This is a genomic window from Pseudoalteromonas nanhaiensis, assembly GCF_051235485.1.
GTDB lineage: Bacteria > Pseudomonadota > Gammaproteobacteria > Enterobacterales > Alteromonadaceae > Pseudoalteromonas > Pseudoalteromonas lipolytica_C.
On the sequence record NZ_JBPNYQ010000001.1, the window covers coordinates 171,695 to 196,732 of the forward strand.

General features: G+C 41.2%; 29 protein-coding genes. 20 read left to right on the plus strand and 9 right to left on the minus strand.

The genetic code is table 11. The features are described from left to right. Window positions 1–13 precede the first annotated feature (13 nt). The 7 genes from ACSFVZ_RS00695 to coaBC form a co-directional block, all read right to left on the minus strand. Window positions 14–1,063: a PD-(D/E)XK nuclease family protein gene (locus ACSFVZ_RS00695; RefSeq protein WP_135922697.1), complete on the minus strand. Its 1,050-nt coding sequence runs from the start codon at window positions 1,061–1,063 to the stop codon at window positions 14–16. Window positions 1,064–1,077: 14 nt separating this feature from the next. After that, window positions 1,078–1,443 (minus strand): hypothetical protein, encoded by a 366-nt coding sequence (locus ACSFVZ_RS00700; protein ID WP_135922696.1) that lies wholly within the window; start codon window positions 1,441–1,443, stop codon window positions 1,078–1,080. Between the two features lie 228 nt (window positions 1,444–1,671). After that, window positions 1,672–3,372, minus strand: coding sequence for a diguanylate cyclase (locus tag ACSFVZ_RS00705; protein ID WP_435557919.1), 1,701 nt, complete (start codon window positions 3,370–3,372; stop codon window positions 1,672–1,674). A gap of 128 nt (window positions 3,373–3,500) precedes the next feature. Beyond that, a complete protein-coding gene (gene katG / locus ACSFVZ_RS00710) occupies window positions 3,501–5,714 on the minus strand; it encodes a catalase/peroxidase HPI (protein WP_435557920.1) in 2,214 nt (737 codons plus the stop codon). Window positions 5,715–5,903: 189 nt separating this feature from the next. Then, window positions 5,904–8,666 (minus strand): S9 family peptidase, encoded by a 2,763-nt coding sequence (locus ACSFVZ_RS00715; protein WP_435557921.1) that lies wholly within the window; start codon window positions 8,664–8,666, stop codon window positions 5,904–5,906. A 177-nt stretch (window positions 8,667–8,843) separates the two neighbouring features. Then, the gene (gene slmA, locus ACSFVZ_RS00720; protein WP_063699831.1) at window positions 8,844–9,431 is read right to left on the minus strand and encodes a nucleoid occlusion factor SlmA; all 588 of its coding nucleotides are present in this window, start codon (window positions 9,429–9,431) and stop codon (window positions 8,844–8,846) included. A 112-nt stretch (window positions 9,432–9,543) separates the two neighbouring features. Further along, window positions 9,544–10,737 (minus strand): bifunctional phosphopantothenoylcysteine decarboxylase/phosphopantothenate--cysteine ligase CoaBC, encoded by a 1,194-nt coding sequence (gene coaBC / locus ACSFVZ_RS00725; RefSeq protein WP_295508801.1) that lies wholly within the window; start codon window positions 10,735–10,737, stop codon window positions 9,544–9,546. Window positions 10,738–10,889: 152 nt separating this feature from the next. Between coaBC and radC the strand changes: the two genes are divergently transcribed. The 17 genes from radC to alr all read left to right on the plus strand — a co-directional run bounded on the left by radC (window position 10,890) and on the right by alr (window position 22,670). Continuing rightward, window positions 10,890–11,564, plus strand: a complete 675-nt coding sequence (radC, locus tag ACSFVZ_RS00730) for a RadC family protein (RefSeq protein ID WP_135926190.1) — start codon at window positions 10,890–10,892, stop codon at window positions 11,562–11,564. Window positions 11,565–11,837: 273 nt separating this feature from the next. Beyond that, the gene (gene rpmB, locus ACSFVZ_RS00735) at window positions 11,838–12,074 is read left to right on the plus strand and encodes a 50S ribosomal protein L28 (protein ID WP_036973115.1); all 237 of its coding nucleotides are present in this window, start codon (window positions 11,838–11,840) and stop codon (window positions 12,072–12,074) included. An 11-nt stretch (window positions 12,075–12,085) separates the two neighbouring features. After that, entirely contained in the window at window positions 12,086–12,241 is a 156-nt protein-coding gene (gene rpmG, locus ACSFVZ_RS00740) for a 50S ribosomal protein L33 (RefSeq protein WP_022946036.1), read from the plus strand. A gap of 228 nt (window positions 12,242–12,469) precedes the next feature. Then, window positions 12,470–12,811, plus strand: coding sequence for a 30S ribosomal protein S6 (rpsF, locus tag ACSFVZ_RS00745; protein ID WP_135926189.1), 342 nt, complete (start codon window positions 12,470–12,472; stop codon window positions 12,809–12,811). A gap of 67 nt (window positions 12,812–12,878) precedes the next feature. Further along, the gene (gene priB / locus ACSFVZ_RS00750; RefSeq protein WP_435557988.1) at window positions 12,879–13,181 is read left to right on the plus strand and encodes a primosomal replication protein N; all 303 of its coding nucleotides are present in this window, start codon (window positions 12,879–12,881) and stop codon (window positions 13,179–13,181) included. A 12-nt stretch (window positions 13,182–13,193) separates the two neighbouring features. Then, window positions 13,194–13,421, plus strand: a complete 228-nt coding sequence (gene rpsR / locus ACSFVZ_RS00755) for a 30S ribosomal protein S18 (protein ID WP_002962753.1) — start codon at window positions 13,194–13,196, stop codon at window positions 13,419–13,421. Window positions 13,422–13,456: 35 nt separating this feature from the next. Then, a complete protein-coding gene (gene rplI, locus ACSFVZ_RS00760; RefSeq protein WP_135926188.1) occupies window positions 13,457–13,909 on the plus strand; it encodes a 50S ribosomal protein L9 in 453 nt (150 codons plus the stop codon). 340 nt (window positions 13,910–14,249) lie between these two features. Further along, window positions 14,250–14,681 (plus strand): type IV pilin protein, encoded by a 432-nt coding sequence (locus tag ACSFVZ_RS00765; RefSeq protein ID WP_435557922.1) that lies wholly within the window; start codon window positions 14,250–14,252, stop codon window positions 14,679–14,681. A gap of 5 nt (window positions 14,682–14,686) precedes the next feature. Then, entirely contained in the window at window positions 14,687–15,139 is a 453-nt protein-coding gene (locus ACSFVZ_RS00770; RefSeq protein WP_135926187.1) for a GspH/FimT family pseudopilin, read from the plus strand. Beyond that, window positions 15,136–15,534 (plus strand): type IV pilus modification PilV family protein, encoded by a 399-nt coding sequence (locus tag ACSFVZ_RS00775; protein ID WP_135926186.1) that lies wholly within the window; start codon window positions 15,136–15,138, stop codon window positions 15,532–15,534. Before ACSFVZ_RS00770 ends, ACSFVZ_RS00775 begins: the two co-directional genes overlap by 4 nt. Further along, window positions 15,534–16,058, plus strand: a complete 525-nt coding sequence (locus tag ACSFVZ_RS00780; RefSeq protein WP_135926185.1) for a prepilin-type N-terminal cleavage/methylation domain-containing protein — start codon at window positions 15,534–15,536, stop codon at window positions 16,056–16,058. The genes ACSFVZ_RS00775 and ACSFVZ_RS00780 overlap by 1 nt, the downstream gene beginning before the upstream one ends. Then, a complete protein-coding gene (locus ACSFVZ_RS00785) occupies window positions 16,051–17,799 on the plus strand; it encodes a DUF7305 domain-containing protein (RefSeq protein ID WP_435557923.1) in 1,749 nt (582 codons plus the stop codon). The genes ACSFVZ_RS00780 and ACSFVZ_RS00785 overlap by 8 nt, the downstream gene beginning before the upstream one ends. A gap of 143 nt (window positions 17,800–17,942) precedes the next feature. Then, complete coding sequence (locus ACSFVZ_RS00790) at window positions 17,943–18,494, plus strand: RNA polymerase sigma factor (RefSeq protein WP_281547065.1); 552 nt, start codon at window positions 17,943–17,945, stop codon at window positions 18,492–18,494. Beyond that, the gene (locus ACSFVZ_RS00795; protein WP_138557045.1) at window positions 18,481–18,966 is read left to right on the plus strand and encodes a hypothetical protein; all 486 of its coding nucleotides are present in this window, start codon (window positions 18,481–18,483) and stop codon (window positions 18,964–18,966) included. Before ACSFVZ_RS00790 ends, ACSFVZ_RS00795 begins: the two co-directional genes overlap by 14 nt. 11 nt (window positions 18,967–18,977) lie before the next feature. Beyond that, a complete protein-coding gene (locus ACSFVZ_RS00800) occupies window positions 18,978–19,919 on the plus strand; it encodes a DUF4097 family beta strand repeat-containing protein (RefSeq protein ID WP_435557924.1) in 942 nt (313 codons plus the stop codon). A gap of 292 nt (window positions 19,920–20,211) precedes the next feature. After that, window positions 20,212–21,591, plus strand: a complete 1,380-nt coding sequence (dnaB, locus tag ACSFVZ_RS00805) for a replicative DNA helicase (protein ID WP_135926180.1) — start codon at window positions 20,212–20,214, stop codon at window positions 21,589–21,591. Further along, window positions 21,591–22,670 carry an alanine racemase gene (alr, locus tag ACSFVZ_RS00810; RefSeq protein WP_235382221.1) on the plus strand — a complete coding sequence of 360 codons (1,080 nt, stop codon included), beginning with the start codon at window positions 21,591–21,593 and terminating at the stop codon, window positions 22,668–22,670. The genes dnaB and alr overlap by 1 nt, the downstream gene beginning before the upstream one ends. On the opposite strand, the gene ACSFVZ_RS00815 is transcribed toward alr, so the two are convergent. Next, window positions 22,671–22,910 carry a DUF2960 domain-containing protein gene (locus ACSFVZ_RS00815; protein WP_054554201.1) on the minus strand — a complete coding sequence of 80 codons (240 nt, stop codon included), beginning with the start codon at window positions 22,908–22,910 and terminating at the stop codon, window positions 22,671–22,673. Window positions 22,911–23,024: 114 nt separating this feature from the next. On the opposite strand from ACSFVZ_RS00815, the gene ACSFVZ_RS00820 reads away from it, so the two are divergent. From ACSFVZ_RS00820 to ACSFVZ_RS00830, 3 genes are read left to right on the plus strand one after another with little or no spacing between them, the layout of a single operon-like run. Beyond that, window positions 23,025–23,282: a YkoF family thiamine/hydroxymethylpyrimidine-binding protein gene (locus ACSFVZ_RS00820; RefSeq protein WP_054563401.1), complete on the plus strand. Its 258-nt coding sequence runs from the start codon at window positions 23,025–23,027 to the stop codon at window positions 23,280–23,282. A 20-nt stretch (window positions 23,283–23,302) separates the two neighbouring features. After that, complete coding sequence (pnuC, locus tag ACSFVZ_RS00825; RefSeq protein WP_135926178.1) at window positions 23,303–23,926, plus strand: nicotinamide riboside transporter PnuC; 624 nt, start codon at window positions 23,303–23,305, stop codon at window positions 23,924–23,926. Further along, window positions 23,927–24,733 carry a phosphotransferase gene (locus ACSFVZ_RS00830; RefSeq protein ID WP_435557925.1) on the plus strand — a complete coding sequence of 269 codons (807 nt, stop codon included), beginning with the start codon at window positions 23,927–23,929 and terminating at the stop codon, window positions 24,731–24,733. It begins immediately after the preceding gene. Here the strand turns inward: ACSFVZ_RS00830 and ACSFVZ_RS00835 are convergent. Continuing rightward, the gene (locus tag ACSFVZ_RS00835) at window positions 24,730–24,912 is read right to left on the minus strand and encodes a helix-turn-helix domain-containing protein (protein WP_054563404.1); all 183 of its coding nucleotides are present in this window, start codon (window positions 24,910–24,912) and stop codon (window positions 24,730–24,732) included. The genes ACSFVZ_RS00830 and ACSFVZ_RS00835 overlap by 4 nt on opposite strands. Window positions 24,913–25,038 lie beyond the last annotated feature (126 nt).

Here is a 25,038-nt window from a genome sequence, read left to right on the forward strand (position 1 = left end):
ATATAGTCTCTATTTATGTTTTCATCTCAGCTCTTTCTTGCGACTCTAATAACATGCTGAACCTTTTTAATAAGCTGGCAGCTATCGTAGATAAATCTTGATGAAGGCAAAACTCTTCAAGTATGTATCTAGAATCTTTATAGCCCTGCTGAGTTCCTTTTAATGGTATGGTATTAAAAAGGAACGTTAAATATTTCTTTGATTCAGCATCTCTACCGAATAGTTGTAATTGCCAGCCGCTAGGAGCTATAAACAAATCAAAGGCTATTTTGTAGGAGAAAAACTCAAAGTCATGAACAAGACAGGATTTAGAGTATATCCATTGCCTTTTGCATTGAGGCGGTTTTTCAATTTTTTGTTGTAGCTCAACGACTTTATTATTGAGTTTGGCTAAGAATTTATTTCTTTCTCCAAGTAGTGCTTCTATTTTTTCAAAGTTATCTAGAAAAAACTGATCATTTTCGTCAATTTTCATTTTGCTTCCAGCTAGTCCTTCAATGCTATTCATAAAATCTAGTAAGTAAAAGTACCACTTGTTTTTTGTGATTTGATAATGAGACATGCGTCTTCTTATCTCAGTAAATAGTTCTTCATAAGTGACGTTTACAAAACCATCACTTGGTTGCTCTTTTTTTATACTTAATACTATTTTCACTATCTCTAGATTATTCGGTTGAGCCCATTTTTTGAGCGCATAACTGTAGTCATTTAAATCATTATTAAGATGATGGAAAATTTTATTTTCTATACCTATTAGTAAGTTGTCAGTTTCAATTAATAAGTCTAACCGCTTTTGATTGAATGTAGATTCTTCGCGACTAACTAGAACATTTTTTAGATTCCTATCCTCAATGGCAACTTTGTTAAGAATGGAACTTAGAAGTAAATCTTGTAAACCATGTTCATTGTGAGGATTAAGATAAAATGCGAGTACATTACTTGCCACATTTTCATAGTGAGGGTAGCCAGATATATCGAAAATACTCATTTCTAGCTGACTTTTTGGCAGTTCCTCAAACTCGCTGAGTAATCTTTTGAAGTCAGCAGGTGTGTAAGTAGACATAAAACTAATTCCCTTTAAATATTCTTAAAGCATTTATAGTGAGGGTCGGTTAAAAATATTGTTTTAACCTCAAACAAAGAAAATGCATGCTTAATTTTTTTTACTATGTGCTTTTTAAATAGCTTTCTATCTAAGTATATATACGTAACTAATTCGTTGAAATTATATATGACCCTGCCTCTTGGGAAGTTGTAGTAATCGCTCTCGCTCAGATAGATATCAAATTGTTCAAAGATTAAGTTTTCTTCCCATTCTTCATGGTGTAAAAAGGGACTGTCAATTAGGCCCAAGGTGTCTACTTCTAAATTAGCTGTATTAATAGCTTTATAAATTAGCGTATTTTCAACATACCAAAATATTCCCACTTTGTTTTTAATCATAAGACTCTCCTGTTAAAGCTCCCATCAAAACTCGATTTGATGGCACTTAGAACCCTTTATGGAGCTAAAATGTAGGATGTCTTATGTCATATTTATTTAAAGTTAGAGTAATATCTAATGGCAGAATAAAGGGGGCTGCATAATGAAAATAGTTATAAGGACTGTCTCGCTAAAACTTGGCGCCATAAATGGCGACCTACATAATACCGCTTACCGATTTTTTCTCCCCTAAGCCGCTACTTCAACACAATTACGGCCATTACTCTTCGCTTTATACAATGCTTTGTCGGCAATGGTGAGTGTTTCTTTTATAGTAGTTGCGGCATGGGCTACGCTGTGAACACCAATGCTCACTGTAAATTTAACTGTTTGCGTATCATCAACATTAATAATGGTTTCTTGTGCTTGTTTGCGAATTCGTTCGGCAACCTGCTTGGCATCTTCAAGGTTACAATTAAGCAGTAATACGAACTCTTCACCGCCGTAGCGACAGGCTATATCGCCTTTGCGCTGCTTTGCTGTAAGTATATTGGCAAACTCAATAATAACTTTGTCACCAATATCGTGCCCATAGGTATCGTTTATATTTTTGAAATGATCGAGATCGGCAATCAGTAAAGATAATGGCTGATTATTTGTGGCTGTTGCTGCAATTAACTCTTCACTTTTTCTATCGAAGTAGCGACGATTAAACAGGCCTGTCATTGGATCTGTGTCGACTAAGCGAGTGAGCTCTTTTTGCTGCGCTTTTACTTTTTCAAGTGTTTTAATTCGGTATGAGAGAATAAACGCCATCATTAAAGCTTCGAGTAAAATGCCTATTCCCACGCCATGACTATTGATCACGTTAGCTTCACTGATCCCTTTGTAATAAAGCACTGCCAACATATTGAAAATGACGAACATAGAGTGACCAAGTAAAAAGTATTTTGCTAGCGGGTTTCCTTTGCGCCATAGCGAAATAGATACCCCAAATGTCACCGTCATCATAAGTGCGGCTAAGCTACTAGCTGGCTTTAATGCGCCAACGATATCGAATAAGCTGTAGATAAAGTCGCCAACAAGCAACAATAATATAATTGAAAGGGCAATATGCTCTTTAGGGTAATGTTTCTTGGTCTCGAAAATGAGCATTACAAAGATCACCAAAAAGCTTGGCATACTGAGTAAGTTTGAGTTTAGTTGGAAAAGCTCTGCACTAAATACACCAAAAAAGTTTGCCGCTACACCGTAAGATAACGCCACCCATACGGTGCCTGAAATCAAGTATAGGGCGTATACGATGTTTTCGATTTTTCGGGCCGATAAATACAAGAAAAAGTTATATATCATTAGCGCAAGCATCATTCCAACGAGTAGCGCAATGTAATTACCGTTACCGACTAATGCACGTTTAGAGTGCTCTTCGTCATATATATTAAGAGTAAACCACTGGTGTGAGTAAGTTACAGATTTCACATAAAGGATTTTTTGCTGAGCTGGTGCTAAAGCAAACGAAAAAACGGCACTCCCGCCAAACATATTGGCTTTTACCCCAGATTTATCTAAATAAACATCTGTTTGATTAATGAGTTGCCCATTGTGGGTTTCGTAAAATCCCACCTCTTCTAGATGGTAAGCATCGGGGTTGTGAACAAATAAACGTAAGCTATCGCTATAGTTATTTTTGATGATTATTTTTGACCAGGTCGTTTTTGCGTTAGTACCTAAAGTGAGCTCATTTTTACTGTTAATAAAATTTTCACTTTGTATCTTAGTGAATGGAGTATTGCCTTGCTTATCGATGAAATAGCTCATGTTGAATTGCGTAAGATTAACGCTGCGCTCGTTAATAGAGATTACAGAGTTAGCCTGATCCGCATAGCTGTTTTCTGTCACAATTAAGCATAGTAAATAGAAAACAATGAGCTGTGATAAGCGTGCAATCATCCTTAATGCCTACATCTTGATATTAATAATAAAGTGTTATTTTTAACTTAAAACACAGGATTGTCGAGCGAATTTTATCCAAAATAAAAAAGCCGCTATACTTAGCGGCTTTGTTGGTTGCGAAAATATTAACGCAGGTCGAAACGATCTAGCGTCATCACTTTAGTCCATGCTGCTACGAAGTCATCAACAAACTTCTGTTTAGCATCGTCAGATGCGTACACTTCAGCAATTGAACGTAGCTCTGAATTTGAACCGAAGATTAAATCTACTGGTGTTGCTGTCCACTTAAGTTTGCCTGACTTACGGTCACGGCCTTCGTAAACACCTTCTTCAGAAGACTTAGACCACTTCGTTGACATATCTAGTAGGTTAACGAAGAAATCATTGCTTAATGTGCCTGGTTTTTTCGTGAATACACCGTGTTTAGTTTGGTCAGTATTCGCGTTAAGGGCGCGCATACCACCTAGTAGTGCAGTCATTTCTGGTACTGATAAGCTCAGTAAGTCAGCGCGCTCAACTAACATTTCAGCAGGTGATTTCCATGCTGAGCTGTAGTAGTTACGGAATGCATCTGCTGTTGGCTCAAGTACTTCGAATGATTCAACGTCAGTCATTTCTAATGACGCGTCCATACGACCTGGCTTGAATGGTACTGTGATAGAGAAACCAGCGTCGCTTGCTGCTTTTTCGATTGCAGCCGCACCACCAAGAACAATCATATCTGCTAGTGAAATTTCTTTACCGCCAGATGCTTTTTTGTTGAACTTAGTTTGGATTTTCTCAAGTTTGCTCAGTACTTTAGCTACTTCTTTCGGGTTGTTTACCGGCCAATCTTTTTGCGGAGCAAAACGAATACGTGCACCGTTTGCGCCACCACGCATATCTGTGTCGCGGTAGCTTGCTGCTGATGCCCAAGCAACACGCACGAGTTCAGATACAGATAAACCAGAATCTAAGATGCTTGCTTTAAGTGACGCGATATCTTTGCTATCAACAAGTTTGTGATCAACCTCAGGGATGTAATCTTGCCAAATTAATACTTCTTCTGGCACTAAGTCACCTAGGTAACGAGCACGTGGGCCCATGTCACGGTGGTTTAGTTTGAACCATGCTTTAGCAAATGCCAGTTCGAACTCTTTCGGATCGTTTAAGAAACGCTCTGAAATCTTACGGAACTCAGGATCTGCTTTTAACGCGATATCAGTTGTGAACATGATAGGCGCATGACGCTTACCTTTAATGTGTGCATCTGGCACTAGGTTAGATGCTTGACCATTTTCAGGGATCCACTGAGTTGCGCCTGCTGGGCTCTTCGTTTTAACCCACTCAAAGCTGAACAAGTTTTGTAGGTAGTTGATTGACCAACGTGTTGGTGTCACTGTCCATGCGCCTTCAAGACCTGAAGTAACAGTATCTTCTGAATGACCTTTACCACATTTGTTTTTCCAACCTAAACCTTGCTCTTCGATAGCCGCAGCTGCTGGCTCTTTATCTAAGCAGGTCGCTTTTTTCGCACCGTGTGCTTTACCAAAGCTGTGACCACCGGCGATAAGTGCAACGATTTCTTCATCGTTCATTGCCATGCGGCCGAATGATAAACGAATGTCTTCTGCTGCGAGCAGTGGATCAGGGTTACCGTGAGGGCCTTCTGGGTTTACATAAATTAAGCCCATCTCAACTGCCGCTAATGGGCCTTTAAGTTTGCCTTTTTTGTCACGACGTTCGTCAGTTAGCATTTTGCCTTCAGGGCCCCAGTATACGTAATCTGGCTCCCAATCGTCTTCACGACCACCGGCATAACCGAAGGTTTTGAAGCCCATTGATTCAAGCGCAACGTTACCTGTTAACGCCATTAAGTCAGCCCAAGAAATGCTGCGACCGTATTTTTGTTTTACAGGCCAAAGTAAGCGACGCGCTTTATCAAGGTTCGCGTTATCAGGCCAGCTGTTTAGTGGGTCGAAACGTTGTTGACCACCGCCTGCGCCACCACGACCATCAAAAGTACGGTACGTACCTGATGCGTGCCACGCCATACGGATGAAGAATGGACCATAGTGACCGTAGTCAGCAGGCCACCAATCTTGAGAATCAGTCAATACTTTCTCAATATCGGCTTTCACTGCGTTTAGGTCTAACTTTAAAAATTCTTTTTTGTAATCAAAGTAAGGACCCATTGGGTTTGATTCTGCCCCATGGGCACGAAGTTGGCTAAGATCTAATTGCTCTGGCCACCAGAATTGGTTTGATTTGATGTCGTTTGTAGCTTGTACGCCTGTTGCCACCAATAGTGATACCGCAACAGCTACTTTAGACAAAGCTGACGTTGATTTCTTAAACATTGTGTTGTCTCCAGTTAGAAGTTGGGTGAAATATAGTTATGTTCTGATTAACTTTCCACTTACAAACTGGGGTTTAAATCGATTGATAAAATCGAAAAAACAGATTGTTTGATTGATTTTATAGAACAAAGCCAGCAAAAATGCTGGCTCTGGGGGAGGTGTGCTTTAAGCTGAAAATCAGCTTGTTGCTTATTCTTCAATAAAAGGGATGCCGTTTTTGATCCAATCAGCAGCAGGCTTGCCTTTTAAGTAATGATCAAAGTATTCCATCATGCGCACCGAGAAATCCACTTGATTAGGGAATTTCTTCAAGTGATGTGGTTCACCTTCGTATTGTAAGAAGGTGGCATCTTTACCTGCGCGACGAAGCGCTAGATAGTACTGAACCCCTTCGTGCCAAGGCACAGCGTCATCTTTGTCACCAAACATAATCAGAATAGGGGTATTCACTTTATCGGCGAAGAACACCGGTGAGTTTTCGATGTACAGCTCTGGCGCTTCGAATAAGGTTTTACCAATGCGGCTTTGCCCTGTTTCGTATTGGAATTGACGCGCAAGGCCTGATTTTAAGCGAATACCGCTATACGCACTGGTCATGTTAGATACAGGCGCACCCGATACAACCGCCTTAAACATATCTGTTTGCGTGATCATAAAGGCACTTTGATAGCCTGCCCATGAGTGACCTTGTAAACCAATTTTGTCTGGATCAGCAATGCCTAAATCAATTAACTTTTGAGTGGCATTGATCATCGTTTGGGTTGACGATTTGCCCGGATGACCAATTTCAAAACGGATATCAGGTAAGAAAATCGCATAGCCATTTGAGGTAAACATCGGGAAGTTAGGACGATGATTTAATTCCATTTTCGGGAAGTCATACATGCGTTGGCTCATATAGCGGTAGAAGTACACAACCACCGGAACCTTATCGCCTTTTTTGTAGCCCGCTGGCTTGATTAATACGCCTTGTAAATCTTCACCATCAAACCCTTTGTAACTAATAAGCTCAGGTTTTTCACCCCATGCAAAGTTGCTAATTTGTGGGTTTAGGTTGGTAACACGCTGTGGCTTTTTAAAGCTAAAGTCAGTTTGGTAGTAATCAGGGAATTGCTGATATGTTTGCGCAGTAAATAGGTATTTGTCGGCATTTTTTGCCTTTTTCACCACATCATAGCGCTTTTTACCCGATAGTACTTTGCTTACTTTATTGCTTGCTAAGTCAAGCTTGGCAATTTCAGTTTGCTTATCTTGCAGGTTGGTTGCGCTTAGCAATAATGTTTCGTCTTTGGCAAAGCCCACTTGGTCTTTATCTAGTTTAATAACACGATATTGGGTATTGGTTTCTTTACCTTGGGTTAGGCGCGTTGCCTTTTTTGTTGCGACATCAAAAGCCCAAATATCAAATTTGCTGTAAACCAGTACTTGGCTGCTGTCGTTTAACCAGCCCGCAAAACCATATCCCGGTTGAGGTGATGGGTAGTCATGCTTATCATCGGCAAAAATAGCATTAATTGCTTTAGATAAGGTCGAAACCTTGTTGTTACCTAAATCTTTTAGCTGAACTTGGCTGTCTTGGAAAAATGCTGCAAATTGGCCATTTGGCGCAAGGCTTGGTCTAAACGGATAGTCGCTGATGATAGCGGTTTGTTTACCAGTTTTAACATCCACGCTGAAGTAATCTGCGTAAAAACCGCCATACATAACACGTTCTAGGTAAGGTAGGTCTGAGTAACCTAATAGAGCTTCGCGATGAGTATTAAGCGAAACCTCTGGCATGTTTGGTGTGCTAAGCTGCACAACTTGCTGACCATTTACATGATAAACCGCTTGGTAGTGGCGCAGCTTATTGGCTTTGTTCCATTGCTGCTCTTCGCGTGGTTTTATTTCAGCGTCTTTGTTGTGCCAAACGTTTAGGCCTTTTTGGTCGCGAATGGTATCGAAATCATATAAAGAGGCTTCACCTTTGTATTCTTTTAAGGCAACTTTTGCAGCGAGTTTAGGGTGGTTTTCAAAGTATAAACGAGCGCCATCGTCAGACCATGTTAATGATGCTGTTTTGCCGATAGTCCAGCTGCTATCTGTAGAGTTAATGGTTGAAAGTGCGCCGTTTTGTAAAAGCTGTAAGCTGTGGTCGCGTCGGCGTGTATCATCATTAACGTAATTACCAACTAACAGTGCTGCGGTATTACTGTTTGGTTGCCATGCAATTTTATTTGCAACCACACCTGGCTCATCAATCAACACGCTAGTTGCAAAGCCATTATTAAGGTCAACTAACACTACTTGGTTGTCGGCCCCATCACTGTAGCTTTGGCTTGCTAATAATTGCTCGCCAGTACTGCTCATCGCATAGCTAAATACATTATTTACAGTGTGAGTGGTTTTGTCTTGTAGGTTAACAAGCACTAAATCAAAGCTTTTGTCTTTTTTGTCTGGCTTGATTTCGCTGCTGTTTTCGTCTTTTTCTTGGTCGTCTTTTTTATCTGCTTTTTCTGCTTTCTTATCGAGTCGGTAAGCAAGCCATACACCATCATCAGATAACGCGTAGTCTTTTACATCGTTAAACGTTTGTTGCTCACCATTTTTAGTATTCACTAAAACTAGGTTATTTTTTAGTTCATCTTTTTTCTTGGTGGTTTCTTTTTCAAGCAGGGTAGGTACCTGAGTAAAAGCCACCCAGTTTGCTGCTTTATTAATAGTAGGGCGAGTACCGCGTTCAACGCTGGCAAGCAGGGTGTTATTGTTTAATGTATAAACCTGACCTTGTGCATTACCGCGATACGGGTCAGCACTAAAGCTAAGAATTTGGCCATCTTCAGAAAGTTGGGTGCCTTTTGCGTATTTAAAATCAAACACGTCTTTAAATTGCAGAGCTTCTTTCGCACTAACTTGTGCACTACCAAGGCTTGTCACCAAGGCTAAGCTCAAAAGTGATAATTGCGCTTTCATTCATCTTTCTCGTTGTTTTTAAAATGATGCACCCAGTGTAGCGTTTTAAATTAACAATTCGAGTAGATACGATAAGTGGCGTGTTTGGGGAGTTGGACGGGAAAGTTTCAAGGGAAAAGTTACAAGGGGAAAGTTAGAAAGCAACTCGTTAACTTTACTCTTTCCCCTAACAACTCACTACAACCAAATCTTTTGTAACTCTGGCCATTGTTTTTCAAATTGTGCACTTGGTTTTGCTTTAAAGTCGCTGCGCACGAATTGATTCATCTTACCTTCTACGTAGGCGAGTAAGAAGTTGGCTAGGGTGGTTTCGTCTGATTGAAATGCTTTGCCTTCGCGCAGTTTACGCTCGCGTAGCACTTGCTTGAACTGAGTTTCTAGCTTTTCAAATAGGCCTTGTACACGCTCACGTAAACGCTCTTGTTCACCTTGCAAGGCATCACCGGTCAAAATGCGGGTAATACCCGGGTTTTTCTCAGCAAAGGCTAATAATAGCAGTAAAATATTGTACACACGTGTTTGGCTTTCTTTCTCATTTTCTAAAATGAGGTTAATGCGTGATAACAGGGTATCTTCAATAAACTCGATTAGGCCCTCAAACATCCGTGCTTTACTCGGAAAATGACGATACAACGCAGCTTCAGACACACCTACCTCAGCCGCTAGTTTTGCAGTTGTGATACGTTGACCTGGGCTGGTTTCTAACATTTGTGCGAGTGCTTGCAGAATCTGCTCTTTGCGATTACTTCTTTTTGTCGCAGGCATGACCATTCCTTTCTTATAATTTATTACTTGCGCTCTTAGGAGTCAGACAAGCCATTTTTTGTGCAAATGAGAGGCTTATGTTAATGTTTTATTCAGTTTCTTTCCAGCATTTTTACAAACGCTTGGCAAGCTCAGTCATCACGCTCATGGCCAAATCTTTTTTACTTCCCATCGCTAAATCTAGCTGCTCATTGTGCCAGAAAAGTGTTAAAGCATTATGATCAGAATTAAAGCCAAGGCCTTCTTTTGATACGTCATTTGCGCAGATCATATCGAGATTTTTGTTCTTTAATTTACCTTGTGCATAGCTTGCAACATCTTGGGTTTCGGCGGCAAAGCCCACTGTATAAGGACGGTTTTTGCTAAGCGCTGCAACGTTTGCGATAACATCTGGGTTTTTAACTAAGGTGAGGGTTAGTTCATCACCTTGTTTTTTCATTTTTTGCTCATGAATTGCTGCTGCACGGTAATCGGCTACTGCTGCACAGCCTATAAAGGCATCTGATTTTACGGCTAGTTGCATTGAGGCGGTGAGTAATTGCTCTGCACTTTCTATAGTAGTAAGCAGGGCATTAGCAGGTGCTTTAATTGTCACTGGGCCAGAAATTAAGTTGACCTTTGCACCTAAAGCAAGTGCAGCCTCGGCAAGGGCATAACCCATTTTGCCAGAGCTGTGATTAGAGATATAACGAACTGGGTCGAGGGCTTCTCGGGTTGGTCCTGCTGTAATAGTAATGGTTTTGCCAGCAAGTAATGGCTCTACTTCAGGTTGTGTACAAAGCGCGACTAACTCGTGAGGCTCTAACATACGGCCTGCGCCTACATCACCACAAGCCTGCTCGCCTTTACCTGGGCCCCAAATAGCCACGCCACGTTCGCGAAGTGTGGCAATATTTGCTTGTGTAGCAGGATGGGCATACATTTGCTGGTTCATGGCAGGTGCTACAGCCACTTTTGCAGGGGTGGCTAATAGAAGTGTTGTCAGTAAATCATCGGCAATACCCATTGCCATTTTCGCTAAAATATTACTGGTTGCAGGGGCAACTAAAATAAGGTCGGCCCATTTAGCAAACTCAATATGGCCCATTGCTGCTTCTGCTGCTGGGTCGAGTAATGAATCAGAAACAATTTCACCGCTTACCGCTTGCATTGTTAAAGGAGTAATAAAGTGTTTTGCCGAGTCGGTCATGACGACTTTAACTTCGCAGCCTTGATCTTTTAAACGGCGGACAAGCTCTGCACATTTATAGGCTGCAATACCACCACTCATACCTAGCAGGATTTTTTTATTTACTGATTTAGTCATTACGTGAAATTTAACTTTTGTCGATATGGGCTAACGATAGCAAATCTTTACCGATAGCATGAAGTTTTCTTTTTCATGACAGGAAAAAACTGGATTTTCTAGGTTTTATAGTACAGTTTAGTCATTGATATAGTTGTTTTAAGGATGAAGCAATGCCATTAACCGATTTACCTCTATCAGCAAGGCCTCGCGAGAAGCTACTTGCTAAAGGTGCTAAAGCACTTTCAGATGCAGAGCTATTAGCAATATTTTTACGCACAGGCGTGCCGGGCATGAATGCTATTGAGCTTGCAGAGCATTTACTCAGTATAAATAGTACATTGCAAAACTTGTTTAACGCGAGCGAACAAGAATTCTGCGCACAAAAGGGCTTAGGGGCCGCTAAGTATGTTCAGTTGCAAGCGGTACTTGAATTAAGCCGGCGCTATATGCTTGAGCAATGTAAACGCGAGGCACTATTTAATTCGCCACAAGCTGTGTACGACTACTTAACTATTCAGTTGCGTGGTTTGCAGCAAGAAGTATTTATGGTGCTGTATTTAGATAACCAAAATCAATTAATTAAAGACGAAGTGCTTTTTTACGGCACTATTAATGCAGCTTCTGTGTACCCACGCGAAGTCGTTAAAGCAGCATTACGTAATAATGCCGCGGCGCTGATTCTTGCCCATAACCACCCAAGTGGAGTAGCTGAGCCAAGTCAGGCTGATAAATTGATCACCACGAAATTGCAGCAAGCGTTAGCCTTAGTTGATATAAATGTGCTGGATCACATCATAGTGGGAGGTGAAAATTGTGTGTCGTTTGCCGAAAGAGGGCTTATATAAAGCTTGTTAGGCTATAGAGTGTGTTAAAAATGAGCAGTTTAGGGCGATTTTAGAAATTAGTTTAATTTAAATGCAGTTTTTACTTTCCCTAAGGGCATTCGATCTTTATAATTAGCCGCTATCAAATTTACACATGAGCTGATTGGATAAGATCTGTTACTTGATCTTTGCCTGTATAAGCTGTATAAAGAGCGCCCTTCGATTTATCCCGGGGCACAAATACTGGCCTAAGGGAAAATTAAGCTCGAGCGAAGTTATTGGAGATATATAGACATGTCTAAAGTATGTCAAGTTACAGGTAAGCGTCCAGCGGTTGGTAACCACCGTTCACACGCGAGAAACGCGACTAAACGTCGTTTCCTACCTAACCTACAAACTCACCGTTTTTGGGTTGAAAGTGAAAAACGTTTTGTAACACTACGCACTACTACTAAAGGTATGCGTATTATCGATAAAAAAGGCATCGACGCGGTTCTTACAGAAATCCGTGCTCGTGGCGAAAAAGTTTAAGGAACTGAATCATGCGCGATAAGATCCGTTTAGTTTCAACTGCTGGTACTGGTTTTTTCTACACTACCGACAAGAACAAGCGTAACATGCCTGAAAAAATGGAAATCAAAAAATACGATCCTAAAGCTCGTAAACACGTGATTTTCAAAGAAGCTAAAATCAAGTAATTTTAGTTTTCAGAATCTCAAAAACCCAGCCTCGGCTGGGTTTTTTGTTTTTAGCGCTTAGAAAATCTTATTAGAGCACAATAATCTAGCTTGGCTTGCTGTTTTATCTTGCTTAATTATCAATCTAAGCGTAAAATGCGCGCTCATTTCGGCTTATTAAATTTAATTCCTTGCCTTAAACCGACTGGCCGAAACGGTAGAAGGCTCTATTAACCGTAAGGAATATCCATGCGTCATTACGAAATCGTATTCATGGTTCACCCTGATCAGAGTGAGCAAGTAGCTGGTATGATCGAACGTTATACTGGTTCTATCACTGAAGCTGGTGGTACTATCCACCGCCTTGAAGACTGGGGCCGTCGTCAATTGGCTTACCCAATCGACAAGCTTCACAAAGCTCATTATGTTCTTATGAACGTTGAAGCACCTACTGAAGTAATCAGCGAGCTAGAAACTACTTTCCGCTACAACGATGCAGTGCTTCGTAACTTAGTTATGCGTACTAAAGACGCTGTAACTGAAGCATCTCCTCTTGCGAAAGAAGAGAAGAAAGAAGCACCAGCTGCTTAATCGTTTTGAGTTCAAGCATGGCGCTTGCAGTTGAGACAAAAAGATGAGCCAACCGCTTAATCCTTATATGAATCAGCTGACACTATCTGGGGTTGTATGTAAAACCCCAAAGTATAGTCAAAGCCCTGCTGGTATACCGCATTGTATTTTTGTTCTTGAACATAAATCGATGCAAGTTGAAGCAGACCTTAACCGTAATAGTTATGTCAGGCTTCAAGTTGTTGCCAGCGGCACGCTATTGCAACAACAGACTCAACAATTGCACGTTGGGCACCAAGTGCAGGTGACGGGGTTTTTAAACCGTCACGAAGGTCGAAATGGCTTAAGCCAATTGGTCTTGCATGCTCAACATATAGAAAGAATTTTTTGAGGAATTATACTCATGGCACGTTATTTCAGACGTCGTAAGTTCTGCCGCTTTAAAGCGGAAGGCGTACAACAAATCGATTATAAAGATCTAGCTACTCTTAGAAACTATGTTACAGAAAGTGGCAAAATCGTACCTAGCCGTATCACAGGTACTAGCGCTAAATATCAGCGTCAGCTAGCAACTGCTATCAAGCGTGCTCGCTACTTAGCCCTTCTTCCATACACTGACTTACATAAGTAAGCAGCGGATTAACAGTTTTTAAAAGGTGTAGAGACATGCAAGTTATTCTACTAGACAAGATCGCAAACCTAGGTGGCCTAGGTGACCAGGTTGTAGTTAAATCTGGCTTCGCACGTAACTTCCTTTTCCCAAAAGGTAAGGCAGTTCCTGCAACTAAAGCTAACATCGAAACTTTCGAAGCACGTCGTGCTGATTTAGAAGCTAAGATCGCTGAAGATCTAGCTGCTGCTCAAGCTCGCGCTGACAAGTTAGAAGCATTAGCTGAAGTTACACTAGTTTCTAAAGCTGGTGACGAAGGCAAGTTATTCGGTTCTATCGGTACTCGCGACATCGCTGAAGCTATTTCAGCTGTTGGCGTTGAAGTTGCTAAATCAGAAGTTCGTTTACCTCTAGGTACTATCCGTGAGACTGGCGAATTTGACGTAGCAATCGCAGTACACTCAGACGTAACGGCTACTATCAAAGTAATCGTTATCGCTGAAGCTTAATAGCAATATTAAGTAAAAAAGGCCGCGCTTAGGTGCGGCTTTTTTGTGCCTGAAATTTGAGTAATAGCCACTTTCTGAATTAGCCTTAAACACGCTTAATTGTAGCGTTTTGTACCGCTATCAACTCATAGGTTTACGGTAAATAGTATTAGTTTTCATATTTTAAACACCTAATAGATAATCCTATAATCTTACCTATTTTACAAACAAGCATTCTTTTTTCTTAATTTTATTCTTCTTATTAGTATAATCGGATGAATAAAGGTAAATTGGTTAAAATTGACACTGACAACGCTGTCATTTATATTGTTTTAACAAAAAAGTATTAGAGGTATTAAGATTGTTAAATGCGCTCGTGTTAAGTCGACAAGGTAAGCAACGTGGTTTTACATTAGTTGAATTACTTATTGTTGTAGCAATTATAGGTATTCTCTACAGTGTGGCATTACCCGCTTATACTGAGCATATGCAGCGCAGCCGACGCGCTGATATTCAACAAGAATTACTTCAATATAGTGCAAGTCTTGAGCGTATCTATTCGCGAAATGGTGGATATCCCAATACATTCACAACGCAAGATACTAGCTATTACTCTTTTACTTATACTGCCACCGATAAAGCTGCTGGTGCAGTGAGTGATTTTAAAAACCGTGGCTACAGTTTAAAAGCAACGCCTAATACGGGCTCTGCACAAGCGGGCGATCGCTGTGGTGAGCTTGTCGTTAACCATGATGGTAGTTACAGCGCGACAGCCAATGATTGTTGGGAGTAACTAAATTGCGTCGTTTAGTTGGTTTTACCCTAGTTGAATTATTAGTGGTGCTCGGTGTTATTGGGATTTTGGCAAGTCTTGCATTGCCATCTTTTAGCCAGCAGATTTTGCAAGATCGCGTCATTACTACCGCAAATCAACTCAACAACGTTTACAAATATGCACGCAGTGAAGCTGTAAAACGCGATAAGTCGATTCGATTAGTTGTGAGTGATAACCGCTGGGAAGTGACTTTAAATGAAGCCGGTGTTGATACTATTTTAAAAGCATTTTCTGTGACAAAAGCTGGCGTTAGCGTCAATTTGGTCTCATTAACGGTGAGTGCCAGTGGTGAGGTTGATAGACAAGCAAGTATTCGTATTCAAGATGAGCATGTTAACACCACAGACTATGTGATGTGTGTACTTAAAAGTGGGCAAAATTGGTTAGTTGAAAGTTCACAGCGAGGGTGTGCATGAAGAAACAAGCAGGTTTTTCATTACTAGAGGTCATGATTTCTGTTGTTATTGCTGGGATAGCGTTATTGGGTTTAGCTGCAGCGCAGTTGAAGTCTTTACAGTATGCGACCAATAGTTTTCATTATACGGTGTCACTTATTCAAGGCCAAAACACAATTGAGCGTTTATGGCCGCATGTGTGTGAAATTCAAAAAACCGATCCCGCTTTGTTTCAGGATGCCACTTTTAGAGAAAGCCTTAAGCCACAAGTAAACGACTACCAACTGACGATTCCGGCTTCTTACAGTAACGATATGCAAATAAATGTTGGCTGGGTTGATAAACGTATGACTGATAACGCTGAAAACCAAATTAGTTTAAACGCCAGTTTTCCCGATTTATCGGCGGCTTGCTAATGATGAAGCGTGGTAAGGGTTTTAGTTTAGTTGAGCTGATGGTTGCACTTGCAGCAGGGGCATTTTTACTTGCAGGCGTGAGTTTATCTTATTCGGCTATTAAAAGTACGATTGCGGTAAGTAAAGAACTTGAAAACGCCCAAGAAGTGATTCGCTTCACAAGTAAAGTGTTCACCCGAAGTATAAAACAAACGCAATTAACGCCAATCGTTAGTGCAGATAACAGCACGATCACAATTACGCAGCCAAGTGGCGTTATTGCCTGTGATGGCTCTATTACCACGTCTCAAGTGACAGAAATCTATCGTTTAAATGGCAACGACTTATTATGCTCGTTAAATGGTGCGGTTGCCGAACGCTTACTAACTGGTATTGAAGCATTATCGTTTAGTTTATCTGGTGACTTGGTCACGATAAGTGTCAAACCACGGGATTTACCAACTCAATTTGGTCAAGGTATCAACATCGATATTGCCTTAACGAACGCAATTTTACTCAAAGCATATGGGAATAGTCGTGTTTAATAAACAAGCTGGTTTTACGCTTTTTACGGTTCTTATTTTAACCAGCATGGCGAGTATTGTGGTGCTGAGTTCATTACGCGAAACAATTGTACAAGAGCGCTTAAGTGGTAATTTTCAGAAAAAACTAAACAGTCGTTTACTAGCCGAAAAAGGTGTTTTTGAACAAGCTAAGTTATTGCAGCAAACTATTAATCGAGAAGGTATTCTCGCGGTTGATGAGTTGATCAATAAAACAAGCGATGCCTCAGGAGTGGGCGTTATCGCTGCTGATGCCACGTTTAATGCCAGTGTAAGTAAAAATGCCGATGGTGAACTAGAAATTGCCAGTTTAGGTCAGCGTTTTGAGGGAGATGCACAAAGTAATCTAGTTGCACGTTTTGCACTGCAAGGAGCTAAAGGAAGCTCTGTATTTACTAATGCGATGGTGGGTTGTAAAGGAGTTAACTTATCGGGGAGTGGCAGTATTGATAGCTACGACTCTAGCAAAGGTAGCTATGAAGAAACAAAATCGAATGATGGCGATGTATCGACCATCGCTGGTGATTCGGATGTTGTGCTGTCTGGTCATTCACCTATAAGAGGTGATGTTAAGGCTACAGGGGTTATCTACTTAAATGGTTCATCACCGATTATAGGTAATATTCATTCAAATACCGGGGTGTATATTTCACCAGGTAGTGGTTTACGTGTTGACGGTAACGTCTACACAGGTGGGTATTATACCCATCGTGGTGGCACTGTGTCAGGTGTTGTTAGAGCCAATGGCGATGTCAAAATGCAGTGGTCAACGTTTATTACAAATAACCAAGGTGAAGCGCTGGATATTATGTATGGTGGAACAGGTGACTTTAAAGATACCTATAATAATCAGCAAAATGGTGTTCATTACAGTGATAGTAAGTTTAATGTAAACCCAAATGTTGCACCTGTTACCGTTGCAGATCCTAGTGCACCAGATTACGATCCGAGCAACCCTGACACCAACTGTGATCCACTTATACTTCCAGAGAAAATGGTCGATATTCTCGATGAGGTTACTGACTATGATGCTGTTTCGATTGGGCCAACACAGCAATTCAAGCTGAACACTCAAAAAGGTTTTTTTAGTCAAAATGGTCGACAAATTATCTTTCCGACGTTTGCGGATATTTTCTTGTTTGATTCAAATCCACAAACAAAAACAAGCGGTAGTAATAGTAAGGAATCTATATTTGCACTAGACCGATTAAAAATGACCAGTGACGGCAAAATGGAGGTCTCTGGTGGTGATGTTATTTTATTGGTTGATGGTGACTTCTCAATGGAAGGCGACACGACTCTTACAATAAAGAAAGACAGCAGTTTAACCGTGTTAATCACCGGCAAAGTGAGCATTGGTGCGGGAGCAAAAGTAATCACTGAACAAGAAGGATTAACCAGCAGTGGTCATCCTTCATTGTCATTTTATTCAACATTTAATGGCATCAATGGAGTGCAATTTAGTGGAGCTGCTAATTTATATGCTGCGATATATGCGCCCCTCACAACGGTAAAATTATCTGGTAGTGGTGAGCTATTTGGTAGCGTTCGTGGCTCAAGTATCACAGCAACAGGGGGCAGTGGTGCCCATTACGATGCAAGTTTGTTGCAGGTTAAAAATGGCACGACACCGTCATCTCCAGCTCGTATTGTGTTTTTAGGTTGGCGCTACAAAACCGCAGAAACAAGCGAAGACGAAAGCGACGCATCACCTGCAGAATAACGCAAATCCCCCAAATAAAATTGTGTAAGCTCAATTATTTGTAGCTTACACAAAAAAATTTAATTTCATTTAAACCTTTTGAATCCCCCCTTACGTCTAATACACTAAATTCACAATAATAATCATAAAGGACAACATCCAGGATGTTGATAGATGCAGAACAAGCGTTCGTCCAGCAAAGTGAGCATGCCTTGATCGAGCGGGTTAAAAGCGGTGATCAAGCTGCCTATGCAACACTTTATGAGTTGCATGTGAAGCGAGTATATAGCCTTTGTTTACGATTGCTTGCAGATAAAGAGCATGCAGAAGATGCCACGCAAGAAGTGTTTGTACAGCTTTGGCATAAAATTGCTAACTTCGATGGACGCTCACAGTTTTCGACTTGGTTACATAGTGTTACCAGCAATATTGCGATTAGCTACATTCGCAAACACAAGAGTTGGCTGCAAAAAGTCGTGAGTTTTGAACAAAGTGGTATGGATGAGCAAAGCGCTGCAGATTGCGACGGCTTTAACGGCCTCGATAAGTTAGTGCTGAGATTACCTGAACGAGCACGTATGGTCTTTGTGCTGCACGCCATTGAAGGTTATCGCCATGAAGAAATAGCGAAAATGCTAAACATGGCAGTTGGTTCAAGTAAGTCGCAATTTCACCGTGCAAGGCAGTTATTAAAAGAGTGGTATGAAAATGAGTAAGCAAGAATTTGAACAATTTTTAAATGACTCGCTTAACCAGAAGCAAGATATTAGCCCAGATAAAGATCTCTGGCCGGGTATTGAGCGAGCAATTGCTGAGCCGCAAACGCAGCAAATTGAGAAACCAACTCATGGCTGGAATAAGCTCGCGGCTGTGGCTGCTTGTTGTATTGCTGCACTGTTGACCGTACAGCTTTTTGTCGGTCAAGGTGAATCAAATAGCATGATGGCAATGAGTGATTATTTCACTAAGCAAAAGCAAGGTTTATTGGTGCAGTATCAAAATCAACCTGCATTAACCGATAATTGGCAGCAACAGCTTAAAGAGTTAGAAGAAGCAGAAAGCGCCATCAAGCAAGCACTTGAGAATGAACCTGAAAATCCAGCTTTATTACAAATGCTCTCACAGGTTTATCAGCAACAACTGGACTTAATTAACAAGGTGCATGCACCGAAGTGGCAAACGATTTAGGAGTGACAATTATGAAATTACTAGCTTTAACATTAGGATTATTGCCACTGATGGCAATGGCAGGACAAACCATTAATGAACAAATTGATGTGCCTGTAAATAAACGTATTTTTATTGAAAATCAACGGGGTGATGTACGCATTGAAGGCTGGGATAAGCCTCAACTTAAAATCGAAGGTGAGCTTGATGATAAAGCCGAAGGTTATCGTTTAGAGGTTGAAGGCAGCCGTGTTGAATTTATCGTCAAAATGCCGCGTAACTTACGTGGTTGGAATAACGGTGACGGTTCACGTTTAACCATTTACATGCCAAAAAGCAGTGAGCTTGAGTTTGCCGGTGTGAATGTAACCGTCAGTGCTAAAGAGCTTGAAGCCGGCGCTGAAATCGATACCGTCAACGGCGACATTACAGTGCAAAAAATTAGCGGCAACATGAGCTTTGAAACAGTCAATGGCGATGTAAATGCCCATGATCTTAACGGTGATATTCGCTTTGAAACAGTCAATGGTGAAATCAACGATAAAAACTCACAGGGTTCCTTACGCTTTACTGCAGTTAATGGTGATATAAAATCAAAAACAAAAGCGCAAGATGTTCGCCTTGAGAACGTAAATGGTGATATTGACTTTGCCTTTGATGCAATTAAAAAGCTACGCATAAACACGGTAAACGGTGAAGCGGAAGTTCACATCAACAAGCTGCTAGCAGATGCCAATATTCGTTTTGAATCAGTCAGTGGTGACGCCGAGTTTTACTTCCCTGCAGATGTATCGGCAAAGTTTGAAATTGAAGCTCATGCAAACGGTAAAATCGTTAATGAGCTGAGTGATGACAGAGCAACGAAGGCTAAATACGGCCCATCTAGCGACTTAGAATTTAGTATTAACGGTGGCGATGCTGATATCGAAATGGATACGATTAGCGGACGCATTGAACTTCGTAAACAGAAATAACGATTACAGTTCACTCAATTACAATATTTCACTCAATTACAATAAAGCGGGAGGACTTCCCGCTTATACCAATCGTGTTAAGTTGTTGGTCTTAAATAGCGACAGATAAATGAAGTGATAACAAGGCAGAAATTTTGACATGTAGTTACTCTACTTTAGACATTTCTAACGCAGTTAGCGCTTTATTTAGCACGCTAGAATGACCAAATATTTAAGTCGATTGGTATTAACTATTTGCACAGCCTTAGCAAGTCGATAGAATAGAGCCATTCAATTTAAGTTTTGTGAAGTTATGGCCAAACCAGATAAGCAAGTCGACACATTAAAAGTTCCTCCCCATTCAATTGAAGCTGAGCAATCTGTTTTAGGTGGTTTAATGCTTGATAATCAAGCGTTTGACCGTGTTGCTGAGTTAGTGGTTGCACAGGATTTTTATACCCGCACCCACAAGCTAATTTTTGAAGCAATGGTGAGCCTTGCTGAAAGTGGCGACCCTATCGATTTGATCACTATTTCTGAAAGCTTAGAAAAAAATAATCAGTTAAGTAGTGTCGGTGGTTTTGCCTACCTTGCCGAAATTGCCAAAAACACGCCAAGTGCAGCGAACATTGATGCTTACGCGAATATTGTTCGTGAACGTGCTGTTATCCGTGAAATGATTGGTGTTGCGAACGAAATTGCCGAAGCTGGCTTTAGCCCTGAAGGGCGTACCAGCCATGATTTGCTCGACTTTGCCGAAAGTAAAGTATTTAAAATTGCAGAGCAACGCACAAAAAGTACTGAAGGGCCGCAAAGCTTACATAGCATCTTAGAAAAAACCGTCGATAAGATTGAAGAGCTTTATCAGTCGCCGCAAGATGGTGTAACCGGTGTAAGTACAGGTTATACCGACCTTGATAAAATGACGGCAGGTATGCAGCCTTCTGACCTTATCATCGTGGCGGCACGTCCATCGATGGGTAAAACCACCTTCGCGATGAACTTAGCCGAACACGCAGCTATGACACAAGATAAGCCTGTGCTTATTTACTCACTAGAGATGCCTTCAGAGCAAATCATGATGAGGATGCTGGCATCGCTAGGTCGCATTAACCAAACTAAGGTGCGTACTGGTCAGCTTGATGATGATGACTGGGCGCGCCTGTCGTCAACCATGGGCTTGTTGATGGAAAAAGGTAAGATGTATGTTGATGATGCATCGGGCCTAACACCCACAGATGTACGCTCGCGTGCACGTCGTATTGCCCGCGACCATGGCGGTATTAGTATGATCATGGTCGACTATTTACAGTTAATGCGTGTACCAAGCTTATCTGATAACCGTACCTTAGAGATTGCTGAAATATCTCGCTCATTAAAAGCACTGGCAAAAGAACTGCAATGTCCGGTTATTGCATTATCACAGCTAAACCGTACTCTAGAGCAACGTGCCGATAAACGCCCAATCAACTCCGACTTACGTGAATCAGGCTCGATCGAGCAGGATGCCGACTTAATCATGTTTATTTACCGTGATGAAGTGTATAACGAAGACAGTGCTGAAAAAGGCGTGGCCGAAATCATCATTGGTAAGCAGCGTAACGGCCCAATCGGTAAAGTACGTTTAACGTTCCAAGGTCAATTCTCGCGTTTTGATAACTACGCGGGTCCAGCTATGGATGACGAATACTAATGCGCTTAGCCATTGCCGAAATCAACCTTCAAGCTCTTGCCCATAATTTAGCGCAAGTGAAGCGCTTTGCGCCTGGTTGCAAAGTAATGGCGGTGCTAAAAGCCAACGCCTATGGTCATGGCTTAGTAAAAATTGCCCAATACTTAAATGATGCCGACGCTTTTGCGGTAGCACGAATTGACGAAGCGTTAGCGCTACGTGCCGGTGGACTGACAAAACCGATTGTATTGCTTGAAGGTTTTTTTCATCAAGACGATCTGCCAATTTTGCTGGCGAATAACTTTCAAACCATCATTCATGATGAGAATCAGCTCACCAGCCTTGAAAATGCAATGCTTGATGCACCGATTGCATGTTGGTTAAAAATTAACACCGGCATGCATCGCTTAGGGATTGCACCATCGCAATTTGAGTCTTTTTACAGTCGCTTAAAAGCAAGTCCTAATGCCCGTGATGACATTAAATTAATGACGCATTTTTCGTGTGCCGATGACATCAATGATGAAAAGACCGCTCAGCAAATTGCTTTGTTTGATTCATTAGCTGATGGCAAAAGCGAGCAGTATTGCCTTGCAAACTCAGCTGGCATTATTGCTTGGCCAAAAGGTCATGGCGAGTGGGTACGCCCGGGGTTGATGCTCTATGGCGTATCGCCAATGCTTAATGGTGTTGGTCAACAGCACGGGCTTGAACCTGTTATGCGTTTAACGACACGCGTTATTGCGATTCGTGATGTTGAGGCTAATCAATGTGTTGGCTATGGTGGCCGTTGGTGTAGTGATAAAGCCACAAAGCTTGCCGTAGTTGCGATGGGCTATGGTGATGGTTATCCGCGTCATGCCGAGCAGGGCACACCGGTTATTATTAAGTCGCAGCGCTATGGTATTGTCGGCAGTGTGGCGATGGATATGATCACGGTCGATATTGGTGATAACCACGACAATATCAAAGTAGGAGATGAGGTGATCATGTGGGGGCCTGAGCTTCCTGTTGAAGAGATTGCCCAGTGTGCGACCACCATTCCTTACGAGTTACTGTGTAATATCACCCCGCGAGTAAGCTACGAGTATCAAGAATAACTATTCTTTAATAAAATACACGTCGCTAAAGCCCATTCGTGCGAATTCTTGATCACGAAAATTACGCACTGCTGCAGAGCCTTTTGAAGTCATTTCGACTTGCTGTTCCATCTTTAAATAATTCGTTAAATCAATGCCTTCAGCCGCAGCTATCGCATGATACATATCGCGGTATTTATCTTTAGCAAAATTAATTTCGCGCGGTTGGTTTTTAAATTTATAAGTGATGCGGCGTGCCATAATGAGTCCTCAATGTTTATCGGGGCTGATTTTACACTAAAAAATAGCCAGAGCCATGACTTGTTAGTATAAGCGAGTTACAATGCAATACTTTGAAAATACTCGGTAACGCATATGAAACTTTCAGTAGAGATCAGCAAGTATCCACTTCACCAAGATTATATTCCGTTTATTAAAGGTTTTATTGACCGTGTAAATAGTTATGAAGGTCTAAAAGTGATCACCAATACCTTATCGACACAGATTTTCGGTGATTATGATTTAGTGATGTCTGTACTTAATACTGAAATCAAACGTTCATATGAAGAGTTTGGTAAAGCTATTTTTGTTTGTAAGTTCTTACATGGTGACTTGTCGCCTAGCGAAGACTAATCTCTAAAGTAGCGCGTGTTATGGAATTTTTGAGCGAAACCTTCTCAGGCTTTACTGCCATGTCGCATTGGGAATACATTGCCGTTGCATTGTCGATGGCGTATTTACTGTTAGCGATTAAAGAAAGCCTATGGTGTTGGCCTGCCGCGTTTTTGAGCACCTTTATTTATACCGTAATGTACTGGAATGGCGCACTGTTGATGGAGTCGCTACTTAATTTTTACTATATGTATATGGCGGTATATGGTTGGGTAGTTTGGCGCCGGGGCATGAACAATAAAGATCATCTGCCAATAATTTCTTGGTCGTTGAAGCGCCATGCAGTGATTCTGCTTGCTACTTCATTAGCTTCAGTTGTTATTGGTTTTGTGATGACCAATTACACCCATGCTGATTTTGCTTATTTAGACAGTTTTACCACCTGTTTTGCTGTGGTGACAACCTACCTTGTTGCTAAGAAGGTACTGGAAAACTGGTTATACTGGATTGTGATTGATGCAGCTTCGATGTATTTGTACTTTGAAAAAGGTTATTACCCAACCTTAGTGCTTTTTGTGTTTTACACCATTATGGCAGCGTGGGGCTTTAAAACTTGGTACGAAGAATACGAGCAGCATCAGGCTAAGCCGCTTGCACAGCTATAGATGAAAACTGAGCAACAAATTCACGCGTTGTTTGCGCGTTTTGACCCCCATTTAATTATTATCTCAATCAGCCCGCTGGTTGAGGGATTAAGCAATGATAACTACTTAGTAAAAACCTCAAATAAAGATTTCTTGGTTAAGCACTATCGCGACCACTGGCCTGCAATTGGCCTTGCTGCGCAAACGCACTTTGCAAAGCAAAGCTGCTGCCCTGCACCGCTTTGGTTAGAGCAAGCAACCGATACCGCTATTTTTGAATACGTGGCAGGAAACATTGCAAGCGGGGAGTTCTGTAGTAGCTTATTGCCTGATTTAGTGAATTTACATCGTTATCCTGTGCTAACTGAGCCTATGGATATTGCCTACGAAATTAACTATTACCAGCAAACACCCCGTTACCAGCAACACGCAGAGCTAATTAAGCAATCACTGGCTTATATTGCTTCAGCACCAAAAGATATGGGCTTTTGCCATAATGATTTAGTAAAAGAAAATATCATTGTGAATGAATCAGGTATGTTTTTGATCGACTTTGAATATGCCAAAAGTAACGATGTTTATTTTGACTTAGCGGCGCTAGTGGTGAGTTTTGCACTGAATGACGAGCAGCAACTAGCATTACTTAAAAGTTACCATGCGCTTGTGTGCGACCATCACGAGTTTAACTTATCAGTTGAAAAGCTCGCGGCGTTTCATGCATTGTTTTTACTTTTATGTATTTGCTGGTATGAACAACGTGGTGCGATGGACAAAGTGGCGCCACTGCTTACACAGCTTAACCACTTCATATTAAAAGTTAAAAACTAAAGACCGCCAATTCGCTCGGCAAGCTCTTTATATTTTTTTACGTCTTCTGGATCAAACAAAGGCTCACCTTTGTCATCTTGTGATTTAGAGATCAGTAAATGTTCGCGAGCAAGGCGTTTTACACGTTCAACTTTGACACCTAAAAATTCCGCCACTTGCTCTGTAGACATTAAACTCATGATCAAATTCCCCTTATGCGGCAAAGAATGCCACCTTGTTATTAATTTTACTAAGTATACGTTAATACCTTGGTTCTGCCCGAAAGTGAAGTGTTTTAATGCAAATTGCTGAATTTATGTGCATAT